This window comes from Rhodovulum sp. BSW8 (assembly GCF_003314725.1).
In the GTDB taxonomy this organism is placed as follows: Bacteria; Pseudomonadota; Alphaproteobacteria; order Rhodobacterales; family Rhodobacteraceae; genus Rhodovulum; species Rhodovulum visakhapatnamense.
Map to the genome: position 1 here is coordinate 254,758 of NZ_QNVX01000005.1, position 23,804 is coordinate 278,561.

Below are 23,804 nucleotides of genomic sequence, written 5' to 3' on the forward strand. Positions count from 1 at the left end.
TGCGGACGCTACGGAAGCTTGCGCGAAATTCCGACAACCCTGCGCCGCGCGCAAAAAAAGGCCGAGCATAAGCTCGGCCCAAGTCCAACAGGGAGGTAAAGACGAAAGCGCTACTTCCGCCTTCGTCCCAGCAATTATGGACGAGGTGGCCGCGGTTCAAGTCCAAACTTGCCGCGGAGGCAGCATAGGCGGCATGCATGTGGCACATATCTCACATCGACGGCGCGTCTTTGTCTCTCTGCCGCTTTTCCATGATCTGTTCGGTGATGAACTCGCGGAAGGCCGCGATGCGCCGCGAGGCCCGCAATTCCTCGGGATAGGCCAGGAAGACCGGCACGTCGTGCGATTCGATGTCGTCGAGCACGCGCACGAGATGCGGATGATCCTCGGTGACGTAATCGGGCAGAACGCCGATGCCGAGCCCGTTCAGCACCGCCTGCAGCACGCCGAAATAGTTGTTCACGGTCAGGGTCGAGGGGATGTTGTAGGTCATCAGCTCGCGCACCAGCCGCGCGCCCGCCGCGACCTGGGCCGATGAGGTGTTCTGGCAGATCAGCCGGTGGGACGACAGATCCTCGGGCGTGGCGGGCATGCCGCGCGCGTCCAGATAGGGCTGGGTCGCGTAGAGCCGCATCTTGATGTTCATCAGCCTCAGCCGGATCAGGTCGGCCTGGCTCGGTTCCTTCATCCGGATCGCGACATCGGCCTCGCGCATCGGCAGGTCGAGCACCTGCTCTTCAAGCATCAGGTCGATCTTGAGCTCGGGATAGCGCTGGTAAAGCACCGGCAGGCGCTTGGCGAGCCAGAGCGACCCGAAGCCGGTGGTGGTGGTGACGCGCAGCTCGCCGAAGACCTCCTCGACGCTGTCTCGGATGCGCGCGACGGCCGTGTCGAGCCGCCGGGCCATGGCCGAGGTCGCGTCAAACAGCAACTCGCCCTGTTCGGTGAGAATCAGGCCGCGGGCATGGCGGTGGAAGAGGGTCGATCCAAGGCTTTCCTCAAGCGCCCGGATCTGCCGCGAGACCGCCGACTGGGACAGGTGCAGGGTTTCGCCGGCATGGGTCAGGCTGCCCGCGTCCGCGACCGCGTGAAATATCCTGAGCTTGTCCCAATCCATCATGCAATTCCCGCAATGCTGGTATACCGATTTCGACAGATACCTACAGGCGGCGGTTCCGGATTTGCAAACGAAGAAGTGTCTCCGAAATCATTTTGTAGGTCACGGTTCCTGACCTAGACTGGGGCAAACCCGACGCCAAGGGAGGGGCGCCATGACCAGACCCGATGTGAGCCTGCACGATCGCTACGACCTGTCGAAATCCCGGATCCTGTTGAACGGCACCCAGGCGCTGGTGCGCCTGATGCTGATGCAGTCGGCCCGCGACCGGGCGGACGGACTGGATACGGGGGGCTATGTCACCGGCTATCGCGGCTCGCCGCTCGGCGCGGTCGATCAGCAGATGACGCGGGCGCGGGCCGATCTGGAGGCGGCAGGCGTGCTGTTCCAGCCCGGGCTGAACGAGGATCTGGCGGTGACCGCGCTCTGGGGGACCCAGCAGGCCGAACTGCGGGGCGAGGGGCGGCACGATGGGGTGTTCGGCCTTTGGTATGGCAAGGGGCCGGGGGTCGACCGGTCTGGCGACGCGATCCGTCATGCGAACCTGGCCGGAACCTCGCCGCGGGGCGGGGTGCTGCTCGCCATGGGCGACGATCATACCGGCGAGTCCTCGACCACCTGCCACCAGTCCGACTGGGCGATGGTCGACGCCTATGTGCCGGTGCTCTCGCCCGCGGGCGTGCAGGAGATCCTCGATTTCGGGCTTTACGGCTATGCGCTGTCGCGCTTTGCCGGGGTCTGGGTCGGGCTGAAGGTGATGAAGGACACCGTCGAGGTGACCTCGGTCGTCGATGGCCGCCCGGACCGGATGCGGTTCGTCACGCCCGATTTCGCGATGCCGCCCGGCGGGCTGGGCATCCGGCTGAACGATCACTGGGTGCCGCAGGAAGAGCGGATGATCGACCACAAGCGCTTCGCGGCCGAAGCCTTCGCCCATGCCAACCGCATCGACCGCCGGGTCTGGGGCAAGCCCGGGGCAAAGATCGGTCTGGTGGCGGCGGGCAAGAACTGGCTCGATCTGGTCCATGCGCTGGAGCTGCTGGGGATCGGCGAGGCCGAGGCCGAACGGCTGGGGATCTCGACCTACAAGGTCGGGCAGGTCTGGCCGCTGGACATGAAGGGCTTTGCCGAATTCTCGGAAGGTCTCGAACTGATCGTGGTGGTCGAGGAAAAGCGCAAGCTGATCGAGGTGCAGGCCAAGGAGGCGATCTTCCACAACCGCCGCGGCCGCCGGATCTACGGCTGGAAGAACGACCGCGACCAGGAACTGTTTCCGACCCGCTATGCGCTCGACCCGGTGATGATCGCCGAGAAGCTGGGGCAAATCCTGATCGAGGAAGGGCGCGAGACCGAGGCGCTGACCGCGGCGCTGGCGCGCATTCGCGAGGCGCGGCGCGCCGACAATGCCGAGGATCTGGCCGCGCGGCTGCCCTATTTCTGCGCGGGCTGCCCGCACAACACCTCGACCAAGGTGCCCGAGGGCGGGCGCGCCTATGCGGGGATCGGCTGCCATATCATGGCGCTCTGGATGGACCGCGAGACCAGCGGCTTTACCCATATGGGCGCGGAGGGCGCGAACTGGATCGGCGAGGCGCCGTTCTCGACCCGGGGCCATGTCTTCCAGAACCTCGGTGACGGCACCTATAACCATTCGGGGCGGCTGGCGATCCACGCGGCCATCGCCGCTGGCGTCAACATCACCTACAAGATCCTCTATAACGACGCGGTCGCCATGACGGGCGGGCAGGGCAACGATGGCGGCCTGACCGCGCGCCAGATCGTCGACGAACTGCTGGCCGCCGGGACCAAGCGCGTCGAGGTCGTCTATGACGAGAAGGAAGACCTCGACCCACGGGGCTTTCCGGCCGGGGTGGCCTGCCATCCGCGTGCCGAGTTGATGGCGGTTCAGCGGCGCCTTTCGGAAATCGAGGGCGTGACCGCGCTGGTCTATATCCAGACCTGTGCCGCCGAGAAACGCCGCCGCCGCAAGAAGGGGGCCTTTCCCGATCCCGATACCCGGGTCTTCATCAATACCGATGTCTGCGAGGGCTGCGGCGATTGCGGGGTGCAGTCGAACTGCGTGGCCATCGTGCCGGTCGAGACCGAGTTCGGGCGCAAGCGCGCCATCGACCAGTCGGCCTGCAACAAGGATTTCTCCTGCCTCAAGGGGTTCTGCCCGTCCTTCGTGACGCTGAAGGGCGCGCGGCCGCGCAAGGAGGCTTCGGCCGAGGTCGAGATCGGCGCGCTGCCCGCGCCTGCGCTGCCCCGGATCGAGGGCACCTGGAACCTCGTCATCACCGGGGTCGGCGGGACCGGCGCGGTGACGGTGGGGGCGATCCTCGCCATGGCGGCCCATGTCGACGGCAAGGGCGCGGGCATGATGGAAATGGCCGGGCTTGCCCAGAAGGGCGGCGCGGTGCAGATCCATTGCCGGATCGCCGAAACCCCCTCGGATATTTCCGCCATCCGCGTGGCGACCGGCGAGGCCGATGCGGTGATCGGCGGCGATCTGGTGGTCACGGCGGGGGCGAAGACCGTCGGGCTGATGACGCAGGGGCGCACCGGGGCGGTCGTCAACAACCACGACATCGTGACCGGGGCCTTCACCCGCGACCCGGAATTCCGGGTGCCGTCGGACCGGCTGGAACTGGCGCTGAAGGCGCGGCTGAAGGACCGGCTGCAACTTTTCGATGCCACCGAACTGGCGCGGCGGCTGATGGGCGACACGATCTATGCCAACATGATCGTCACCGGCGCCGCCTGGCAGCAGGGTCTGATCCCGATCTCGCACGAGGCCATCGACCGGGCGATCGAGCTGAACGGGGCGGGCGTCGCGGGCAACCGCCGCGCCTTCGAGATCGGGCGCTGGGCGGCGGCCCAGCCTGCCGCCGCGGCGCGGGTGCTGGTCTCGGAGACGGTCGAGAAGCCCCGGTCGCTGCGCGAGCGGATCGCGCTGCGCGAGGCGCATCTGCGGGCCTATCAGTCGGGGCGGCTGGCCCGGCGGTATCGCCGGATGGTCGAGCGGTTCGAGGACCCGTTCCTGCGCGCGGCCGTGGCAAAGGGCTATCACAAGCTTCTGGCCTACAAGGACGAATACGAGGTCGCGCGGCTGCATCTGGAGACCGCCGCCAGGGCCCGCGCCGAATTCGAGGGCGATCTTCAGATCACCTGGCATCTGGCGCCCCCGTTCCTCAAGGGGCAGGGCTCGGACGGCCGTCCGAAGAAACGCGCCTTCGGGCGGCGGATGGAACAGGGCTTTCGGCTGCTCGCGGCGCTCAGGCGGCTGCGGGGCACGCCGTTCGATCCGTTCGGCTGGCAGGGCGAACGGCGGCGCGAACGCGCGGCAATCCGGCGCTTCGAGGCCGACATGGAGGAGGTTCTGGCCCGGCTCTCGCCCGCCACGCTGGAGGCCTGCACGGCGCTGGCCGAATTGCCGCTGACGGTGCGCGGTTTCGGCCCGGTCAAGGCGGCGGCCGAGGCGGCGGCCGAGGTGCGGCGCGACGAGCTTCTGGCCAGCATCCGGGGCGGCGAGGCGCCGCTGCGGACGGCGGCGGAATAGGGGGCTGACGGGGCTGCCGCCGGGCCTCGGGAAATCCGGGTCCGGCGGCCCCGTGCGACGCCGATATTTCTTTTCTGCGCGCGGGTTTTGGTGTAGCTCCACAGGCCACCCGGCCCGGTGCCGGAGAGCTTCGGGGAACGCCCATGCGGGGCCAGGTCGCGCGCGACATCAGCTATTCGAGTTCGGCCCGGACCAAGGGCGGCAAGGCCCTGATCCGGGTTCTGGAAAACGCCACCGGACGGATTTCGCTGATCCGCCGGGCCGAGGGCTACGAGGTCGAGGTCGAACGCGGCCGAAACTTCTGGGAGGTCATGGTCGATCGCTACGGGCTCAGCCTCGACGTGGTGCAGGGCAGCCTTTCGGACATTCCCGCGACCGGCCCGCTGATCCTGATCGCAAACCACCCCTACGGCATTCTCGACGGGCTGATGATGGGGCTGATCCTGGCGCGGGCGCGGAGCGATTTCCGCATTCTCGCGAATTCGGTCTTCCGCAAGGCCGAGGCGCTGAACCGGGTGATCCTGCCGGTCAGCTTCGACGAGACCAAGGCCGCGATGCAGGAAAACCTTGCGACCCGCAAGGCGGCGCTGGACTATCTGGCCGAGGGCGGCGCCATCGGGGTTTTTCCGGGCGGAACGGTGTCGACCGCGCTTCGGCCCATGGGGCCGCCGATGGATCCCGGCTGGCGCAGCTTCACCGCCAGGATGGTGGCGAAATCCGATGCGACTGTGGTGCCGATCTTTTTCGACGGCCACAATTCGCGCCTCTTCCAGCTGGCGAGCCATCTGCACGAGACGCTGCGGCTGGCGCTTCTGCTGAAAGAATTCCGGTCGCGGGTCGATGAACCCGTGCGGGTGGCGATCGGCCGTCCGATCGACCGGGCGCGTCTGAATGCCCTTGGGCAGGATGCCAAAGCGATGATGGATTTTCTGCGCAACTCCACCTATGAGTTGTCTCCACGGCCTCTGAAGTCGCTCGCATACGGCTACGAGTTCGATCACAAACGCAGGGCATGAGAGCATGGCGGTTGGTGTCTTCGATTCCGGGCTTGGCGGTCTGACGGTTCTGGATGCGGTATCGCGTCGACTGCCCGATGTGCCCTTCGTCTATTTCGGCGACAACGCCCATGCGCCCTACGGCATCCGCGATGCCGAGGATGTCTACAAGCTGACCACCGCCGCGGTCTCGCGGCTGTTCGATGCGGGTTGCGATCTGGCGATTCTCGCCTGCAACACGGCCTCGGCCGCAGCACTTCGGCGGATGCAGGAAAGCTGGGTGCCCAAGGACAAGCGGGTGCTGGGGGTCTTCGTGCCGCTGATCGAGGCGCTGACCGAACGGCAATGGGGAGACAACTCTCCGCCGCGCGAGGTCGCGGTCAAGCATGTGGCGCTGTTTGCCACGCCCGCCACCGTGGCAAGCCGCGCCTTCCAGCGCGAACTGGCCTTCCGCGCCATCGGCGTCGATGTCGAGGCCCAGCCCTGCGGCGGGCTTGTCGATGCCATCGAGGCGGGCGACGAGATGCTGGCCGAGGCGCTGGTGCGGTCCCATGTCGAGGCGCTGAAACGGCGGATGCCGCATCCCGAGGCTGCGATCCTCGGCTGCACCCATTACCCGCTGCTGCAGGGCGCCTTCCAGGAGGCGCTGGGCGCGGGCGTCAAGGTCTATTCGCAGGCCAATCTGGTGGCGGAAAGCCTTGCCGACTATCTGGGCCGGCATCCGGGGATGCGGGGGACGGGCGACGCCTCGATGTTCCTGACTACCGGCGATCCGGGCTTCGTGTCGGACAAGGCCACGCAATTCCTGCGCCGCCGCATAGAGTTTCGCGCGGCCTGAGCCGGGCCCCATGCTGCCGGCGCATCCGGTGGGGGGGGGGCGGAAACACTCTGTTTCCGTGAGCTTTATCAAATAACGGATTGAAAAATATCGGGATTATGTTACTTTCGGCCTAAGTTTTTTTCTGGGGAACAAGATGAGACCTGTGCTTGCTGCGGCTGCCCTTGCGGCAACCTTCGCTCTTGGCGGGGCTGCCTCCGCCGCAACGATCGTTCTGGATGGCAGCAAGGAGATCCGGCTGACGCTGAACGATGTCAGCAATGTCGTTCTGTCCTTCTCGATCGACGCCAGCGCGGCGAGCTACACGAATTCGGGCGGCTACATCAAATGGTCAACCCGCGAGGACGGTCGTCAGGACGCGGACGGCCCGTGGGGCACCTGCCTCGAATGCGGCTATTCCGGCGGCGACTGGGCGCTGAGCTACGACCCTTACAGCCGTTCGAACACGCTCAGCAGCGATCTTGAGCTCGATTTCGGCAAGACGCTCGAGTCCGTCTATGTCTGGATCCGGCCGACCTATGGGACGGGCACGGTATCCTATGACGATGGCAGCCAAGGCGCGCCCGACATCGAGGCCGTTCCGCTGCCCGCGGGTGGCCTCCTTCTGATTTCTGCTCTGGGGGCGGCGGCGCTTCTGCGCCAGCGCGCGCGGAAAGCGGCCTGAGCGGGGCTTGGGCCCTCTCTTGCGTTTGGCCCCGCGCGACAGGTAAGACAGCCGGGTCCGCCTTGTGCGGGCCCGTTTTCCTGCAGGGGCAGAAGCCATGTCATACTCCGTCGCCATTCTGGGCGCCTCGGGCTATACCGGGGCAGAACTCATCCGGCTGATCGCCACTCATCCCGAGCTTCGCATCGTGGCGCTGTCGGGCGAGCGCAAGGCGGGGATGCCGATGGCCTCGGTGTTTCCGCATCTGCGCCATATGGACCTGCCCGATCTGGTGAAGATCGAGGAGATCGACTTTTCCACCGTCGATCTGGCCTTCTGCGCGCTGCCCCATGCGACCAGCCAGGCGGTCATCAGGGAACTGCCGCGCGATCTGAAGATCGTCGATCTGTCGGCCGATTTCCGGCTGCGCGATCCGGCCGCCTACGAGAAATGGTACGGCAAGCCCCATGCCGCGGTCGATCTGCAGAAAGAGGCCGTCTATGGCCTGACCGAATTCTACCGCGACGAGATTCGCGCCGGACGGCTGGTCGCGGGCACCGGCTGCAACGCGGCGACCGGGCAATATGCGCTGCGGCCGCTGATCGAGGCGGGCGTCATCGACCTTGACGAGATCGTGATCGACCTCAAGGCCGGCGTGTCCGGCGCGGGCCGGGCGTTGAAGGAAAATCTTCTACATGCCGAGCTGTCGGAGGGCTTTCATGCGTATTCCGCAGGCGGGATTCACAGGCATCTGGGCGAGTTCGACCAGGAATTCTCGATGCTCGCCGGGCGGCCTGTCGAGGTGCAGTTCACGCCCCATCTGATCCCCGCGAACCGGGGGATTCTGGCGACCGTCTATGTCCGGGGCGAGGCCCGCGACATTCACGCCACCTTGGCAAGGGCCTATGCGGATGAGATCTTCATCGAGGTCCTGCCCTTCGGAGACCACCCCTCGACCCGGCATGTCCGGGGCTCGAACTTCGTCCATATCGGGGTGGTGGGCGACCGGAAACCGGGCCGGGCCATGGTGATCGCGGCGCTCGACAACCTGACCAAGGGGTCGTCGGGGCAGGCGCTGCAGAACGCCAACCTGATGCTCGGGATCGCCGAGGAAACCGGCCTGATGCTGGCCCCCTGCTTCCCCTGAGGGAGAACGCAAGATGCGCGGACTGAAGAAGAGACGGCGGATACAGATCATCGTTCTGGCCTTTGCGGCGCTGGTGCTGTCGACCGGGCTGATCGGCTATGCGATGCGCGACGGCATCAACTTCTTCCGCTCGCCGAGCCAGGTTGCAGAGGCGCCGCCGCCGCCGACCGAGACCTTCCGCATCGGCGGTCTGGTCGAGGCGGGCAGCCTCAAGCGCGGGCAGGGCGAGACCATCCGCTTCAACGTCACCGATGGCGGCGCCAGCGTGCCCGTGACCTATACCGGCGTGCTGCCCGACCTGTTCAAGGAAAACCAGGGCATGGTCGGCACCGGACGGCTGGTCGACGGCGTCTTCGAGGCGCGCGAGATCCTCGCCAAGCATGACGAAAGCTACATGCCCAAGGAAGTGGTCGACGCGCTGAAGGAACAGGGCGTTTATCGTGACCCGTCCGTTGAGGGCGCGAACGGCAGCTAAGCCCCACGCTAACAGCGTTCGATCCAAAGTCCCCCGGTTCAGACGCGAAGCGGGGGATTTTCTGTGACGAAAACGGTGGAAGAACTCGCCCGGGAGATCGTCCTGCGCGAGGGGGGCTATGTGAATGACCCCGACGACCCGGGCGGTGCGACGAATCACGGCGTCACGCTCGACACGTTGCGGCGGTTGCGGCTCGACCTGACCGGGGACGGGCTGGTCGACATCGCCGATGTGCGCAAGCTGAGTGCCGAACAGGCGGCGGCGATCTATGTCGACCATTATTTCCGGCGACCCAAGCTCGATGCCCTGCCGGACCTGTTGCATGCGTCGGTCTTCGACATGTATGTCAACGCGGGCGCCAATGCGGTGCGGTTGCTGCAGCAGTTGCTGAACGACATGGGCCAGCCCTGCGGGGTTGACGGCGCCGTCGGTCCCGAGACCGCGCGCGCCGCCAAGACGGCGGCCGAGGCGGCGCCGGACCATATCGCCGACGCCTACGGCATCGCCCGGCGCAACTACTATTACGCGCTGGCCGATCGCCGCCCTGCGAGCCGCAAATTCGCCTGCCGGCGCGACGGCGGCAAGGGCGGCTGGATCCTGCGGGCCGAGGAATTCATTTCGCCCCGCTATCGTCTCAGCGAGGACGAACATCGGGAAAGGATCGCGCGATGGGGATGATGAATGCAGCCCTCGGCATGCTGTTCTCGGGCGGACCCAATGTGGTGCGCGAGGCGGCCGAGGTGTTCCGGGTCAATGCCGAGGCGGCCGACAAGCGCGATCTGGAATTGCAGCGCGCCGTCTTGGAGGAATTCGCCCGTGAATTCGCCCAGCCGCGCCAGACGCGTTTCGATGCGCTGATCGACGGGGCGAACCGGCTGCCCCGGCCGCTGCTGGCGCTGGGCACGGTCGGGCTGGCGATTTCGGCCATGGTCGATCCGGTCTGGTTCGCCGCCCGGATGCAGGGCATGGCGCTGGTGCCCGAGCCGCTCTGGTGGCTCATGGGCGCGATCATCAGCTTCTATTTCGGGGCGCGGTATCAGGCCAAGGGGCAGGACTTTCAGCGCTCGATCGCCGAGACCATGGCGATGGCGCCGCAGGTGGCGCGCAACCTCCAGCATCTGCGCGACCTGTCCGAAGAGGCGGTCGCGGTGCGTACCGCCCGGACCGATACCGGCGCGGTGGCGGTCTCTCTGGGAACCAATCCGGCGCTGGAGGAGTGGCGCGAGAGGTGATCGCCGGGCGCATGGTCCCCGGCCGCGGACGGGCAGGGGCCGCGCCCGCGCCGGGCGCCGTCCGGCTCACGATTGCGTAAACGCCTCGCCCCCGCGACGCGAAATCCATTGGCGCAGGGCTGCCGGGCGGGTATGAGGTCGCCATGGTTATCGAGCTCGGCCACTTTGCCCTCGCCCTCGCCTTCGCCATTGCCCTGGTGCAGGCGATCGTTCCCCTGATCGGTGCCCACAAGGGCTGGAGCGGCTGGATGGCCATGGCCGAACCGGCCGCCATGGCGCAGTTCCTGCTGACGGCCTTCAGCTTCGGGGTGCTGACCTATGCCTTCGTTGTGTCGGATTTCTCGCTGAGGGTCGTGGTCGAGAACTCGCACACGCTGAAACCCATGCTTTACAAGGTGTCGGGCGTCTGGGGGAACCACGAGGGCTCGATGCTGCTCTGGGTGCTGATCGTGTCGCTTTTCGGCGCGCTCGCGGCCTGGTTCGGGGGCGGGCTGCCACCGACCCTCAAGGCGCGGGTGCTGGCGGTGCAGGCGGCCATCGGTGCGGCCTTCTACGCCTTCATCCTGTTCACCTCGAACCCGTTCGACCGGCTGGCCGAGGCCCCCTTCGACGGGCAGGACCTGAACCCGCTGCTGCAGGACCCGGGGTTGGCCTTCCATCCGCCGTTCCTCTACCTCGGCTATGTCGGGCTTTCGATCTGCTTCTCCTTCGCGGTCGCGGCCCTGATCGAGGGCCGGGTCGACGCCGCCTGGGGCCGCTGGGTGCGGCCCTGGACGCTGGCCGCCTGGATCTGCCTGACGGTCGGCATCGCATTGGGGTCCTGGTGGGCCTATTACGAACTGGGCTGGGGCGGCTTCTGGTTCTGGGACCCGGTCGAGAATGCCTCGTTCATGCCCTGGCTGATCGCCGCCGCCCTGCTGCATTCGGCCATCGTCGTCGAAAAGCGCGAGGCGCTGAAAAGCTGGACGATCCTCCTGTCGATCATCGCCTTCGGCTTCTCGCTGGTCGGTGCCTTCATCACCCGGTCGGGCATCATCACCTCTGTCCATGCCTTCGCCAACGACCCCGAGCGGGGCGTCTTCCTGCTGATGATCCTGCTGGTCTTCATGGGCGGCGCGCTGACGCTGTTTTCGGTGCGGGCCGGCGCGATGGAGGCCAAGGGCGTCTTCGGCACGGTCAGCCGGGAAGCGGCGCTCGTCTTCAACAATATCCTGCTGGCGGTCGCGGCGCTGGTGGTGTTCGTCGGCACGATCTGGCCGCTGGTCGCCGAGATGGCTTTCGACCGCAAGCTTTCGGTCGGCGCGCCCTTCTTCAACATGGCTTTCACGCCCTTCATGGTGGTGCTGGCGATCCTGTTGCCGATGGGTTCGATCCTGCCCTGGAAGCGGGCGCGTCTGGCGCGCGCGGCGGTGCCGGTGATCCCGGCGCTGCTGCTGGCTTTGGCGCTGGGGGCGCTCGTCTGGGCGATGCAGACCGGACACAGTGCGCTTGGGCCCATTGGCGTGGCGCTGGGCGCCTGGCTGATCGCCGGGTCGGCGGTCGATCTCTGGCTGCGGGCCGGACGGACGGGGATGGTGGCGCGGCTTGGCCGACTGACGCGGCTGCCGCGTGCCGACTGGGGCAAGGCGGTCGCCCATGCCGGGCTGGGGATCACCATGATCGGCATTTCGGCGATGCTGGCCTGGAGCCAGGAAGACATCCGCGTGGCCCAGATCGGCGAGCGCTATGACCTGGGCGGCTACGGCTTCCAGCTGGACCGGGTGCAGAAGCTGGAAGGCCCGAACTATATCTCGACCACCGCCACGATGAGCGTCTGGCGCGGCGACCGGCAGGTGGCAGAGATGCATCCCGAAAAACGGGTGTATCCGGTCGCAGGCATGCCGACGACCGAAGCCGCCATCGACGGCGGGTTTCTTCGCGACCTTTACGTCGCCATCGGCGATCCGCAGCAGGACGGCGGCTGGGCGGTGCGCACCTATATCAAGCCCTTCGCCAACTGGATCTGGATGGGGGCCATCGTGATGGCGCTGGGCGGGCTTCTCAGCCTTTCCGATCGCCGGGTCCGCGTCGCCGCCGGGGCGCGCAAGGAGCGTGGCCCCGTACTGCCCCAGCCCGCCGAATGAGGATGCCGATGCCCCGTCCCGCGCTGACTGCCGCCCTGCTGCTGGCCCTGACCCTGAGCCCGCTTCTGAGCGGGCCTTTGGAGGCGGTCGAACCGAACGAGATTCTGGCCGACCCGGCCGAAGAGGCCCGCGCCCGCGAGATATCGAAGGACATCCGCTGTCTCGTCTGCCGGAACGAAAGCATCGACGATTCCAACGCCGATCTGGCGCGCGACCTCAGGCTTCTGGTGCGCGAGCGGATCACGGCGGGCGACAGCGATACCGAGGTCGTCGACTATCTGGTGGACCGCTATGGCGAGTACGTGCTTTTGAAACCGACCGCCACCGGCTCGAATCTGGTGCTGTACATCGCCGGGCCGCTGATGCTGGTGCTGGGGCTGGGCGGTGCCGTTTTCTACATCCGCGGGCGCCGGGCCGGGCGCGATGCGGGTTCGGAGGCGCTGAGCCCCGAGGAAGAGGCGCGGCTGAAAGAGATCCTCGGCAAGTGAGGCGCTGACCTCGCGTCTCCCTTTTCCCCGGGCGCGCGGCCGCTAGTCTGGCCCGAGAACGGGCCAAAGGGAGGACGCTGGCGTGACGGATTACAAGACCATCGGATATGACTGCGCGGACGGGCTGGCGGTGGTGACGCTGAACCGGCCCGAGGTGATGAATGCGCTCAGCGCGCAGATGCGGGCCGAGATCACCCATGCGATGCGCGCGGCGGGGCAGGCGGCCCGCGTCGTGGTGCTGACCGGCGCGGGCCGGGCCTTCTGTTCCGGGCAGGATCTGGGCGACGGCGCCAATATCGCCAATATCGACATCGAGCGCACGCTGCGGGACGAATACGAACCGATGCTGAACGCCATCATCGACTGTCCGGTGCCGGTGATCGCGGCGGTGAACGGGGCTGCCGCCGGGGCCGGGGCCAATCTGGCGCTGGCGGCCGATGTGGTCATCGCCTCGGAAGCGGCGGTCTTTGTGCAGGCATTTACCCGGATCGGGCTGATCCCCGATGCGGGCGGCACCTACTGGCTGCCCCGGCAGGTGGGCTTTGCCCGCGCGATGGGGGCGGCGCTTTTCGCCGAACCCGTCCCGGCGCGTCAGGCCGCCGAGTGGGGCATGATCTGGGAGGCGGTGCCCGAGGACGGGTTCGAGGCCCACTGGCGCGCCCGGGCGGCGCAGCTGGCCGCGGGGCCGACCGTGGCTTACGCCAATCTCAAGACCGCGCTGCGGCGGTCGGTCTCGAACGATTTCGAGGCCCAGCTGTCGCTGGAGGCCGAACTTCAGGGCCGCTGCGGTGCCTCGCGCGACTTCAAGGAGGGCGTGCTGGCCTTTGTCGAAAAGCGCAAGGCCCGGTTCGAGGGCTGCTGAGACGGGGCGGGTCGGCCGGTCCTTGCCGAGACGAGGCCCGGCTCCGTGCGGCGATGGAACGGGACGGGCAAGCCGTGCGTTGGGCAAGGCAAATAACCCAACGGAAAGGAACCGCCATGACCCGTCTTCATACGATCACCGCCGTTTCGCTTCTGGGCGCCGCCTTGCTGGCGGGGTGCGGCGAAAGCTACGGCGAACGCGCGCTGACCGGCGGCGTCCTCGGCGCGGGCGTCGGCGCCGCGACCGGCAACGATGTGGGCACCAGTGCCGCGATTGGGGCCGGGGCCGGCATCCTGACCAAGTAAACGGACCCAGCCGGGCGTCCGGCGCCCAGAAATGAAACGGACCCGCAAGCATCGGCCTGCGGGTCCGGTGTTTCGGTGACGGCCGGGGCGATCAGCGCCGGTCTTCGACATCCACGTAGTCGCGGCGGGTGGCGCCGGTATAAAGCTGGCGCGGACGGCCGATCTTCATCGCCGGATCGCCGATCATTTCCTTCCACTGGGAAATCCAGCCGACGGTGCGGCTGACCGCGAAGATCGGCGTGAACATCGAGGTCGGGAAGCCCATCGCGTCGAGGATGATGCCCGAATAGAAATCGACATTCGGGTAGAGCTTCTTCGAGACGAAGTACTCGTCTTCCAGCGCGATCTTCTCAAGCTCCATCGCGACCTTCAGGGTCTCGTTGTTCTCGATGCCCAGAAGGTCCAGCACCTCGTCGGCGGATTGCTTCATCACCTTCGCGCGCGGGTCGAAGTTCTTGTAGACCCGGTGGCCGAAGCCCATCAGACGGAACGGATCGTTCTTGTCCTTGGCCCGGGCGATGAATTCCGGGATGCGGTCGACGGTGCCGATCTCGCGCAGCATTTCCAGACAGGCCTGGTTGGCGCCGCCATGGGCCGGGCCCCAGAGACAGGCAATGCCGGCCGCGATGCAGGCGAACGGGTTCGCGCCCGACGACGAGGCCAGACGCACTGTCGAGGTCGAGGCGTTCTGTTCGTGGTCGGCGTGGAGCGTCAGGATCCGGTCCATCGCGCGGGTCAGGATCGGGTCGACCTCGTATTCCTCGCAGGGCACCGCAAAGCACATGCGCAGGAAGTTCGAGGCATAGTCCAGATCGTTCCGCGGATAGACGAAGGGCTGGCCGATCGAATACTTGTAGGCCATCGCGGCGATGGTCGGCACCTTGGCGATCAGCCGGATCGAGGCGACCTCGCGTTGCCAGGGGTCCGAGATGTCGGTCGAGTCGTGATAGAAGGCCGACATGGCGCCGACCACGGCCACCATCACCGCCATCGGGTGCGCGTCGCGGCGAAACCCGGTGAAGAAGCGGTGCATCTGTTCATGCACCATGGTGTGGCGGGTCACGCGGTTCTCGAAGTCCTCAAGCTGGGCGGCGGTGGGCAGTTCGCCGTACAGAAGCAGGAAGCAGACCTCGAGAAAGTGGGATTTCTCGGCAAGCTGGTCGATGGGATAGCCGCGATGCAGCAGCTCGCCCTTGTCGCCGTCGATGAAGGTGATCGAGCTTTCGCAGGACGAGGTCGAGGTGAAGCCCGGATCGTGGGTAAAGATGCCCATCTGGCCGTAGAGCTTGCGGATATCGACGACGTCCGGGCCGGCCGTCGGGCTCAGCACCGGCAGCTCGACCGATGTGTCACCCAGAGTCAGCGTTGCGGATTTCTTGCTGTCAGCCATGAAAGTCCCTCTTCTTGAGAAACCGGGCCGCGCTCCCTGATCGCGGCTCCGGACGGTGGCGTGCAGGGGGCTTTCGGCGGCGGTGCCTCAGCCCTGGGTGTCAGCCAGCCGGGCGAGCGTTTCGTCCCGGCCGATGACAAGCATCATGTCAAAGACGCTGGGCGTAACCGTCCGCCCGGCAAGTGCGGCGCGCAGGGGCGGGGCCAGTTTCCCGAGGGTCAGCCCATGGGCCTCTGCCACCCCGGTCACGGCCGCCTCAAGGGCGTCACGCGTCCAGCTAGCATTTTGCAGATGCGGCGTCAATTCTCCCAGTATACCACGGGATACATCATCCAGCGATTTTGCCGCTTTCTGATCCGGCTCGAAGGGGCGCTTGCCTAGGATGAAATACGCCTTTTCAACGAGTTGCGGGAAGGTTTTCGCGGATTGCTTGAGGAAGGGCAGGGCGCGGGCAAGACCGGCGATCTGTTCTTCCGTCAGGGACGGTGCGCCGGTTGCGGCCAGAAAAGCCTGAACTTCGCGCAGCAGCGCGGCATCCTCCGCCCCCGCGATATGCTGACCCGAGAGGTTTTCAAGCTTCTTGAAGTCGAGCCGTGCGGGCGAGCGGCCGATTCCTTCAAGGCTGAACCATTCCTTGGCCTGGGCGTCGTCGAAGAACTCGTCATCCCCGTGCGACCAGCCGAGCCGGGCCAGATAGTTGCGCATCGCGGCCGCCGGATAGCCCATGGCCTGGTATTCCTCGACCCCCAGCGCGCCGTGGCGCTTCGACAGCTTCTTGCCATCGGGCCCGTGGATCAGCGGGATATGTGCCCAGACCGGCACCGGCCAGCCCATGGCGTGATAGATCTGCATCTGCCGGGCCGCGTTGTTGAGGTGATCGTCGCCCCGGATCACATGGGTCACGCCCATGTCGTGATCGTCGACCACCACCGCCAGCATGTAGGTGGGCGTTCCGTCCGAGCGCAGCATCACCATGTCGTCAAGCTGGTCGTTGCCGATCTTCACATCGCCCTGCACCTTGTCCCCGATCACCGTCACGCCCTCGCGCGGTGCTTTCAGCCGGATCACGAAAGGCGCATCGGGATGGGTCGCGGGATCGGCGTCGCGCCAGGGGCTCTGGAAAAGCGTCGAGCGGCCCTCGGCCCGCGCCGCCTCGCGGAAGGCCTCGATGTCCTCCTGCGTGGCAAAGCACTTATAAGCGGTGCCGTTGGCCAGCATCGCGCGGGCCACCTCGGCATGGCGGGGCGCACGTTCGAACTGGCTGATCGCCTCGCCGTCCCAGTCGAGCCCGAGCCAGGTCAGCCCCTTCAGGATCGCGGCCGTCGCCTCGGGGGTCGAGCGGGCGCGGTCGGTATCCTCGATCCGCAGCAGGAACCGTCCGCCCCGGCCGCGCGCGAAAAGCCAGTTGAACAGCGCCGTGCGCGCGCCGCCGATATGCAGATACCCGGTCGGCGAGGGCGCGAAACGGGTAACGACAGGGCTGTCCGACATGTCGGTCATGAGCCTTAACCTTTTGTTCACCATGGTGGAGATAGCTTCTCTGTCTGTCTAGGAGATCGCTGCGGAGAGGACAAGCGGTGGGGCTTCTGCTGACGGAGGCGGTCGGGTCTGCAGGGACGGCGCGAATGGCGGCCTTGGCGGTGTCGGCGGTGCTGGCGGCGGTCGAGGCCCGGCGCGGCCATCTCTTTCCCTGGACGCCGGTCTTCCTGTCGCTGGGCATCGGGCTGTATTTCCTGCAGAAAACCGAGCCCCCGGTCTGGGCGCTCTGGGCCTGTGCCGGGGTGGCCGCCGCGCTGGCCTTGGCCGCGCGCCGCCTGCCCGAGCTGTGGGGGCCTCTCCTGATCGTGCTGGCGCTGGTGGCAGGCGGGGCGGCGCTGGCCGGCGCGCGGGCCCATCTGGTCGCGGCGCCCAAGCTCGACCACCGCGTCTATGGCGCGCTCGAGGGCCGGGTGCTGGTGCTGGACCGGTCGATCTCGGACGCGCCGCGGATCACGCTCGATCAGGTCTGGATCGAGGGCGTGCGCCCCGACGAGACGCCCCGTCGGCTGCGTGTGGCGCTGCATGGCGCAGGCGGCGTGATGGCGCCGCCGCCCGGCGCCCGCATCGCGATGATGGCGCATCTGTCGCCGCCGGGCGCGCCCGCCGAGCCAGGCGGTTTCGATTTCCGCCGCCATGCCTGGTTCCAGCAGATCGGCGCGGTGGGCTATGCCAACAGCCCGGCGGTGACGCTGAGCCCGCCCGAGGGCGGCGCGACGCTTCTGGTACACCGGATGCGGATGGCACTGTCGGACGCGCTGCGCGCGCGCATTCCGGGCGATCAGGGCGCGTTCGCGGCGGCGATCCTGACCGGCGACCGCTCGGCGATGTCGCGCGACACGATCCAGGCCCTGCGCGACTCGAACCTCGCGCATCTTCTGGCAATCTCGGGGCTGCATATGGGTTTGCTGACCGGGGTTGTCTTCACCGCGCTGCGCTTTGCGCTGGCGCTCTGGCCGCGGCTGGCGCTGCGCCTGCCGATCAAGAAGATCGCGGCGGCGGGGGCGCTGGCGGTCGGGGCGGTCTATCTGGCGCTCTCGGGCGGCAATGTCGCGACCGAGCGCGCCTTCGTCATGGTCGCGGTCGTGCTTGGCGCGGTGATGGCCGACCGCCGGGCGCTGACGCTGCGCGCGGTGGCGCTGGCCGCGCTGATCGTGCTGGTCCTGACCCCCGAAAGCCTGACCCAGGCCGGGTTCCAGATGTCCTTTGCCGCGACGACGGCGCTGATCGCGGTTTTTGCCGCGCTGCGCGACCGCCCCGCCGACCGCTGGCGCCCGCCCCGCTGGGCGCAAGGCGCGCTGGCGGTGGTGATCTCCTCGGCGGTGGCGGGGGCCGCGACCGCGCCCTTCGGGGCCGCGCATTTCAACCAGGTCTCGCAATTCGGGCTGATCGCCAATCTGGCCTCGGTGCCGCTGATGGGGCTTCTAGTGATGCCCGCCGCGGTCGCCGCCGCCTGCCTGGCGCCCTTCGGGCTGGCGGTGCTGGGGCTCGAGCCGATGCGCTGGGGCATCGCCTGGATCCTCTGGGTGGCCGAGCGGGTCGCGGGGCTTGACGGCGCGGTCTGGCCGGTGCCCGCGCCGGGGCCTGCGGTGTTGCCGCTGATCGCGCTTGGGGCACTCTGGGTCATGCTCTGGACCGGGCGCGCGCGGGCGCTGGGGCTGGTGCCGATCCTCGCGGCCTTCGCGCTCTGGTCGGCGGTCGCGCGTCCGGCGCTGCTGATCGCCGACAGCGGCGGGCTGATGGGGGCGATGGGCCCCGAGGGCCGGGCGTTGTCGAAACCCTCGGGTGAGGGCTTCGTCGCGCTGAGCTGGCTGGAAAACGATGGCGACCGCGCCAGTCAGGCCGCGGCCTTTGCCCGGCCGGGGCTTGGCGGCGCGCCCGGCGAACAGGAGGCCACGGTTGCGGGACAGCGGGTGACGCTGATCACCGGGCGCGGCTGGGCCGACCGGGTGGCCCCCGCCTGCGCGCGAGGCTGGGTGGTGGTGCCGCAATTCCTGGACGACGCGCCTGCGGGCTGCCGGGTCTTCGACCGCGCGGCGCTGGCCCGGACCGGGTCGCTGGCGCTGTTTCCCGGCGCGGACGGCCCGCGCGTTGTCACCGCCCGCGGCGTGGCGGGCGACCGGCTCTGGGCTCAGTAGCTGCGGATCAGCCCGACCAGACGGCCCTGCACCTTGACCTGATCGGATCGCAGGATCCGGGTCTCGTAGGCCGGGTTCGCGGCCTCGAGCGCGATCATCTCGCCCTTGCGGCGGAACCGTTTCAGCGTCGCCTCATGGCCCTCGACCAGCGCCACCACGATCTCGCCGTTCTCGGCCGTGGTCTGTTCTCGGATCACCACGACGTCGCCATCGTTGATCCCGGCCTCGATCATCGAGTCGCCCTTGACCTCAAGGGCGTAATGCCGCCCCCGGCCCGACAGCATCGAGCCTGGCACGGCCACGGTATGCGACACCTCGGAAATCGCCTCGATCGGCGTGCCCGCCGCGATCCGGCCCATCACCGGCAGTTCCAGCGCATGGACGGGCGTGACATCCATCGCGCCCGAGGGCGCGGGCGTCTCGGGCCGGTCGCCGTCGATGACCACCGGGCGGAAGCCCCTGGCCTCCAGCGCCTCGGGCAGCTTGACGATCTCGATGGCACGGGCGCGATGGGCCAGACGTCGGATGAAGCCGCGTTCCTCCAGCGCCGTGATCAGCCGGTGAATGCCCGATTTGGACCGCAGATCCAGCGCTTCCTTCATCTCGTCGAAGGACGGCGGAACACCGTCGCGCTGCATCCTTTTATGAATGAATTCAAGAAGGTCCAGTTGCTTGCGAGTCAGCATGTTCATCCCCCCACAGGAAGCCGTTCTCTCCTGTTCTAGACATGTTCACGTTTTGTGTCAAGCTTTAGTTACCGCAACGTCAAGTAGTCCGCCAAGGCCCCAGCGGGCTGTGGCCCGTCGCCCGCCGGACGGATCAGCAGCGCATCGGCCTCGGCCAGCACCGACAGCAGCCCGCTGTCCTGCCGTTCGAAGGGCAAGAGCCCGTCGGGTGTCAGGCGCGCGCGCAGGAAATGGGTGCGCGGTCCGTTGGCCTCAAGATCTGTGGCCAGCGGCGCGCGCGCGGTCGGCAGCGGGGTCTTGGGCAGGCCCTGAAAGGCCCGAAGCGCAGGCCGCAGGAAGACATGGCCGCAGACCATGGCCGAGACCGGGTTGCCGGGCAGGCCGATCATCGCGGCCCCGCCCAGGCGGCCCGCCATCACCGGCTTTCCGGGTCGCATCGCCACCTTGTAGAAGGCCGGCGCCATCCCGAGATCGGCCGCAACCTTGCCGACGATGTCATGATCGCCGACCGAGGCGCCACCGATGGTCACGACCAGATCGGCGCCCTCGGCCAGGGCGAAGACGGATCGCAGCGAGACCTCGCTGTCGCGCGCGATGGGCAGCAGCCGGGCAAAGCCGCCCTCGGCGTCGATCAGCGCCTTCAGCCCGAAGCCGTTCGCGGCCACGATCTGGTCGGGGCCGGGGATCTCGCCCGGCATCACCAGCTCGTCGCCGGTCGCGATCAGCGCGACCTCGGGGCGGCGGTGAACGGGCAGGGCGGGCAGGTTCATCGCCGCCGCCAGCGCCAGATCGGCGGGACCCAGACGGCGCGGGGCGGCCAGCATGTCGCCTTGCCGGAAATCGCCGCCCGCCGCGCGGATATTGGTGCCGTGATCGAAGCCCGCGCCCAGCACGATCCGGTCGCCCTCGCGGGTGACGTCTTCCTGAATGACGACGCGGTCGGCGCCCGCGGGCAGCGGCGCGCCGGTGAAGATCCGCACCGCCTGGCCCGGCGCCACCGTGCCCGGCCAGCCCTGACCGGCCGCGGCCTCGCCCTCGACGCGCAGGGCGGCGCCCGGGCGGGCGTCGTCTTCGCGGATCGCGTAGCCGTCCATGGCCGAGGCGGCGAAGGGCGGCTGGCTGCGGCGCGCCGCGACCGGGCGGGCCAGCACGCGGCCCGCGGCCTCGGCCAGGGGCACCTCCTCGACGGGCAGCGGCGCGATCAGGTCGAAGACATGGCCCAGCGCCGCGTCGACCGAGATCATTCGGGGGCCTCATAGCGGCCCGACTTGCCGCCCTCTTTCAGCTTCAGCGTGATGCCGCCGATCTCCATGCCCTTCTCGGCGGCCTTGAGCATGTCATAGACCGTCAGCGCCGCGGTGCTGACAGCGGTCAGCGCCTCCATCTCGACCCCGGTGCGCCCGGCGGTCTTGACCGTCGCCTCGATCCGAAGGCCGGGAAGGGTGTCGTCGGGGGTCAGGTCGACCGCGACCCGGGTGATCGGCAGCGGGTGGCACAGCGGGATCAGATCGGAGGCTCGCTTGGCCCCCATGATGCCCGCCAGCCGCGCGACCCCGATCACGTCGCCTTTCTTCGCGCTGCCCGCGACGACCAGCGCCAGGGTTTCGGGGGCCATCCGGACCCATCCCGTCGCCACCGCCAGCCGCGCCGTCTCGGGCTTGTCCGAGACATCGACCATATGGGCGCGGCCCTCGGCGTCGAAATGGGTCAGTTCGGGCATCAATGTGCGCCCATCGCCGGGTTGGCCAGCAGCTTGCGGGTCGCGGCGGTGACATCGTCCTGGCGCATCAGGCTTTCGCCGATCAGGAAACTGCGCACCCCGTACATCGCCATCTGCGCCAGATCGGCCGGGGTGTTGAGCCCGGATTCGCTGACGATCTGGCGGCCTTCGGGCACCCGCTTGGCCAGCTGCCTGGTGGTGTCGAGGCTGGTTTCGAAGGATCTCAGGTTGCGGTTGTTGATGCCGATCAGCGGCGATTTCAGCTTGGCCGCGCGGTCAAGTTCGTCGGCGTCATGGACCTCGATCAGCGCATCCATCCCCCAGGAGGTCGCAGCCTCTTCCAGCTCGGCCGCCTGAGCGTCCGAGACGCTGGCCATGATGATCAGGATGCAGTCGGCGCCCAGCGCCCGGGCCTCGGCCACCTGATAGGTGTCGTAAAGGAAATCCTTGCGCAGCACCGGCAGCTTCACCGCCGCGCGGGCCTCGGTCAGATAGGGCTTGGCGCCCTGAAACGAGGGCGTGTCGGTCAGCACCGAAAGACAGGCCGCGCCGCCCGCCTCATAGGCGCGCGCCAGCGCGGGCGGGTCGAAATCGGGCCGGATCAGCCCCTTGGACGGGCTGGCCTTCTTGATTTCGGCAATCAGCCCGTAGCCCGTCAGCGCGGCCCGGTGCAGCGCCTCGGCAAAGCCGCGCACGGCCGGGGCGGCCCGTGCCGCCGCCTCGACATCCGCCAGCGGCCGGGCGGCCTTGTCGGCGGCGACCTCTTCCAGCTTGTAGGCCTTGATGCGGTCCAGGATGGTCTCGGTCATGCGGCCTCCGATGTGATCCGGGCGAGGCCCTCGACCTTGCTTTTGGCCGCGCCGCTGTCGATGCTGTCCTGTGCCCGCTCGACGCCCTCGCGCAGCGTCGTGACCCGGCCCGCGACCACCAGAGCGGCGGCCGCGTTCAGCAGCACGGCGTCGCGATAGGCCGAGGCCTCGCCGTCGAGAAGCGCCGCGAAGGCGCGGGCGTTGTGATCGGGCGTGCCGCCGATGATGGCCTCGAAGGGATGGACCGGCAGGCCCGCCTCTTCGGGATGCAGCTCGCGCTCGGTGATGGTGCCTTCCTCCAGCATCGCGACATGGCTGATCCCGGCAATCGACAGCTCGTCGGTGCCGTCGCCGCCATGCACCAGCCAGGCGACCTCGGTACCGAGCCGGTCGAGCGTCTCGGCCATGGGGCGCAAAAGCGCCTTCGAGAAGGCGCCGGTCAGCTGGCGGGTGACCCCGGCCGGGTTGGTCAGCGGCCCGAGGATGTTGAAGATCGTCCGGGTGCCCAGCTCGGCCCGGGTCGGGCCGACATGGGCCATGGCCGGATGGTGCATCGGCGCCATCATGAAGCCGATGCCGACCTCCCTCAGCGCGGTCTCGACCACATCGGCGCCGACCATCACGTTGATGCCCATATGGGTCATCGCATCCGCCGCGCCCGATTTCGACGACAGGTTGCGGTTGCCGTGCTTGGCGACGGGCACGCCCGCGCCCGCGACCACGAAGGCGGTCGCGGTCGAGATGTTCAGCGTGCCCTTGCCGTCGCCGCCGGTGCCGACAATGTCGATGGCCCCCTCGGGCGCGGTCACCTTGCGGCATTTCGAGCGCATGACCTTGGCGGCGGCGGCATATTCGTCGACCGTCTCGCCCCGGGTGCGCAGCGCCATCAGCAGACCGCCGATCTGGCTGGGCGTCGCCTCGCCCTCGAACAGCGCCTCGAAAGCGGTCTCGGCCTCGTCCCGGGTCAGGGGGCGGTCGGCGGCAAGGCCGATCAGCGGTTTCAGCGCATCGCTCATGCGGGTTCCTTCACGGTGTCGAGGAACGTCTTCAGCAGGGCGTGGCCATGTTCCGAGGCGATGCTCTCGGGGTGGAACTGCACCCCGTGGATCGGCAGCTCGCGGTGGCGCAGCCCCATGATCGTTCCGTCTTCCAGCCAGGCATTGGCGATCAGGCAGTCGGGCAGGCTGGCGCGCTCGACGATCAGCGAATGATACCGGGTCGCCTGGAAGGGCGAGGGCAGGCCCGCGAAGACGCCCGACCCGTCATGTTCGATGCGGCCCTTCTTGCCGTGCACGATCTCGTCCGCGCGCACCACCTTGCCGCCGAAGGCCTCGCCGATGGTCTGGTGCCCGAGGCAGACGCCCATCAGCGGCGTGCCGGTCTCGGCCGCGGCGCGGGTCAGGGGCAGGCAGATCCCGGCCTGGGCCGGATCGCAGGGGCCGGGCGACAAAAGGATCGCGGACGGCCGCAGCCCCATCGCCTCCTGCACGTTCAGGGCATCGTTGCGCACGACCTTGGTCTCGGCGCCGAGTTCCCCCAGATAGTGCACGAGATTATAGGTGAAACTGTCGTAATTGTCGATCAAGAGCAGCATGGTCAGCGCCTTCGCGAAAGGGGATGAACCGGGTCGCGGGTCGGGCTATACATGCTCAGAGCGACGCGCCCCGGTCAAGGGGCGGCGGCGGGGCAAAGGGTCCCGCATCGGACAGGGCGGCCCGGGCAGGCCGTCGCGAGGTCGGAG

At 68.0% G+C, this 23,804-nt stretch carries 22 protein-coding genes; 13 read left to right on the forward strand and 9 right to left on the reverse strand.

All coding sequences use genetic code 11. The features are described from left to right. Positions 1-211: 211 nt before the first annotated feature. The gene (locus DSD19_RS03470; RefSeq protein WP_075785681.1) at positions 212-1,117 is read right to left on the reverse strand and encodes a LysR family transcriptional regulator; all 906 of its coding nucleotides are present in this window, start codon (positions 1,115-1,117) and stop codon (positions 212-214) included. 154 nt (positions 1,118-1,271) lie between these two features. Here DSD19_RS03470 and DSD19_RS03475 point away from each other — a divergent pair, with 154 nt between their 5' ends. The 12 genes from DSD19_RS03475 (at position 1,272) to DSD19_RS03530 (ending at position 13,784) form a co-directional block, all read left to right on the forward strand. Then, positions 1,272-4,676 (forward strand): indolepyruvate ferredoxin oxidoreductase family protein, encoded by a 3,405-nt coding sequence (locus DSD19_RS03475; RefSeq protein ID WP_113668535.1) that lies wholly within the window; start codon positions 1,272-1,274, stop codon positions 4,674-4,676. A gap of 143 nt (positions 4,677-4,819) precedes the next feature. Further along, complete coding sequence (locus tag DSD19_RS03480) at positions 4,820-5,692, forward strand: lysophospholipid acyltransferase family protein (protein ID WP_113668536.1); 873 nt, start codon at positions 4,820-4,822, stop codon at positions 5,690-5,692. A 4-nt stretch (positions 5,693-5,696) separates the two neighbouring features. Continuing rightward, complete coding sequence (locus DSD19_RS03485) at positions 5,697-6,509, forward strand: glutamate racemase (protein ID WP_113668537.1); 813 nt, start codon at positions 5,697-5,699, stop codon at positions 6,507-6,509. Between the two features lie 136 nt (positions 6,510-6,645). Beyond that, the gene (locus tag DSD19_RS03490) at positions 6,646-7,173 is read left to right on the forward strand and encodes a VPLPA-CTERM sorting domain-containing protein (protein ID WP_113668538.1); all 528 of its coding nucleotides are present in this window, start codon (positions 6,646-6,648) and stop codon (positions 7,171-7,173) included. A gap of 97 nt (positions 7,174-7,270) precedes the next feature. Then, the gene (gene argC, locus DSD19_RS03495; protein WP_113668539.1) at positions 7,271-8,299 is read left to right on the forward strand and encodes an N-acetyl-gamma-glutamyl-phosphate reductase; all 1,029 of its coding nucleotides are present in this window, start codon (positions 7,271-7,273) and stop codon (positions 8,297-8,299) included. Between the two features lie 13 nt (positions 8,300-8,312). Next, positions 8,313-8,774, forward strand: coding sequence for a cytochrome c maturation protein CcmE (ccmE, locus tag DSD19_RS03500; RefSeq protein ID WP_113668540.1), 462 nt, complete (start codon positions 8,313-8,315; stop codon positions 8,772-8,774). Between the two features lie 63 nt (positions 8,775-8,837). Next, positions 8,838-9,452: a holin-associated N-acetylmuramidase gene (locus tag DSD19_RS03505; protein WP_113668541.1), complete on the forward strand. Its 615-nt coding sequence runs from the start codon at positions 8,838-8,840 to the stop codon at positions 9,450-9,452. Beyond that, positions 9,443-10,006 (forward strand): holin family protein, encoded by a 564-nt coding sequence (locus DSD19_RS03510; protein WP_207802410.1) that lies wholly within the window; start codon positions 9,443-9,445, stop codon positions 10,004-10,006. Before DSD19_RS03505 ends, DSD19_RS03510 begins: the two co-directional genes overlap by 10 nt. 143 nt (positions 10,007-10,149) lie before the next feature. Then, a complete protein-coding gene (locus DSD19_RS03515; protein ID WP_113668542.1) occupies positions 10,150-12,129 on the forward strand; it encodes a heme lyase CcmF/NrfE family subunit in 1,980 nt (659 codons plus the stop codon). A gap of 8 nt (positions 12,130-12,137) precedes the next feature. After that, complete coding sequence (locus DSD19_RS03520) at positions 12,138-12,617, forward strand: cytochrome c-type biogenesis protein (protein WP_113668763.1); 480 nt, start codon at positions 12,138-12,140, stop codon at positions 12,615-12,617. Positions 12,618-12,699: 82 nt separating this feature from the next. After that, positions 12,700-13,479 carry an enoyl-CoA hydratase-related protein gene (locus DSD19_RS03525; RefSeq protein WP_113668543.1) on the forward strand — a complete coding sequence of 260 codons (780 nt, stop codon included), beginning with the start codon at positions 12,700-12,702 and terminating at the stop codon, positions 13,477-13,479. A 116-nt stretch (positions 13,480-13,595) separates the two neighbouring features. Further along, a complete protein-coding gene (locus DSD19_RS03530) occupies positions 13,596-13,784 on the forward strand; it encodes a hypothetical protein (protein ID WP_075785690.1) in 189 nt (62 codons plus the stop codon). A 91-nt stretch (positions 13,785-13,875) separates the two neighbouring features. On the opposite strand, the gene gltA is transcribed toward DSD19_RS03530, so the two are convergent. Next, positions 13,876-15,174 carry a citrate synthase gene (gltA, locus tag DSD19_RS03535; protein ID WP_075785691.1) on the reverse strand — a complete coding sequence of 433 codons (1,299 nt, stop codon included), beginning with the start codon at positions 15,172-15,174 and terminating at the stop codon, positions 13,876-13,878. An 87-nt stretch (positions 15,175-15,261) separates the two neighbouring features. Beyond that, positions 15,262-16,665 carry a glutamate--tRNA ligase gene (gltX, locus tag DSD19_RS03540; RefSeq protein WP_371412520.1) on the reverse strand — a complete coding sequence of 468 codons (1,404 nt, stop codon included), beginning with the start codon at positions 16,663-16,665 and terminating at the stop codon, positions 15,262-15,264. 134 nt (positions 16,666-16,799) lie between these two features. On the opposite strand from gltX, the gene DSD19_RS03545 reads away from it, so the two are divergent. Further along, positions 16,800-18,848, forward strand: a complete 2,049-nt coding sequence (locus DSD19_RS03545) for a ComEC/Rec2 family competence protein (protein WP_113668764.1) — start codon at positions 16,800-16,802, stop codon at positions 18,846-18,848. Here the strand turns inward: DSD19_RS03545 and lexA are convergent. The 6 genes from lexA to DSD19_RS03575 form a co-directional block, all read right to left on the reverse strand. Next, a complete protein-coding gene (lexA, locus tag DSD19_RS03550; protein ID WP_075787560.1) occupies positions 18,842-19,534 on the reverse strand; it encodes a transcriptional repressor LexA in 693 nt (230 codons plus the stop codon). The two genes, DSD19_RS03545 and lexA, sit on opposite strands and share 7 nt — an antisense overlap. A gap of 68 nt (positions 19,535-19,602) precedes the next feature. Continuing rightward, positions 19,603-20,778 (reverse strand): gephyrin-like molybdotransferase Glp, encoded by a 1,176-nt coding sequence (gene glp, locus DSD19_RS03555; protein WP_113668545.1) that lies wholly within the window; start codon positions 20,776-20,778, stop codon positions 19,603-19,605. Beyond that, positions 20,775-21,254 carry a cyclic pyranopterin monophosphate synthase MoaC gene (gene moaC / locus DSD19_RS03560; protein ID WP_113668546.1) on the reverse strand — a complete coding sequence of 160 codons (480 nt, stop codon included), beginning with the start codon at positions 21,252-21,254 and terminating at the stop codon, positions 20,775-20,777. Before moaC ends, glp begins: the two co-directional genes overlap by 4 nt. Continuing rightward, positions 21,254-22,063 (reverse strand): indole-3-glycerol phosphate synthase TrpC, encoded by an 810-nt coding sequence (trpC, locus tag DSD19_RS03565; RefSeq protein ID WP_113668547.1) that lies wholly within the window; start codon positions 22,061-22,063, stop codon positions 21,254-21,256. Before trpC ends, moaC begins: the two co-directional genes overlap by 1 nt. Continuing rightward, the gene (gene trpD, locus DSD19_RS03570; RefSeq protein WP_075785696.1) at positions 22,060-23,079 is read right to left on the reverse strand and encodes an anthranilate phosphoribosyltransferase; all 1,020 of its coding nucleotides are present in this window, start codon (positions 23,077-23,079) and stop codon (positions 22,060-22,062) included. The genes trpC and trpD overlap by 4 nt, the downstream gene beginning before the upstream one ends. Then, positions 23,076-23,657 carry an aminodeoxychorismate/anthranilate synthase component II gene (locus tag DSD19_RS03575; protein WP_075785697.1) on the reverse strand — a complete coding sequence of 194 codons (582 nt, stop codon included), beginning with the start codon at positions 23,655-23,657 and terminating at the stop codon, positions 23,076-23,078. Before DSD19_RS03575 ends, trpD begins: the two co-directional genes overlap by 4 nt. Positions 23,658-23,804 lie beyond the last annotated feature (147 nt).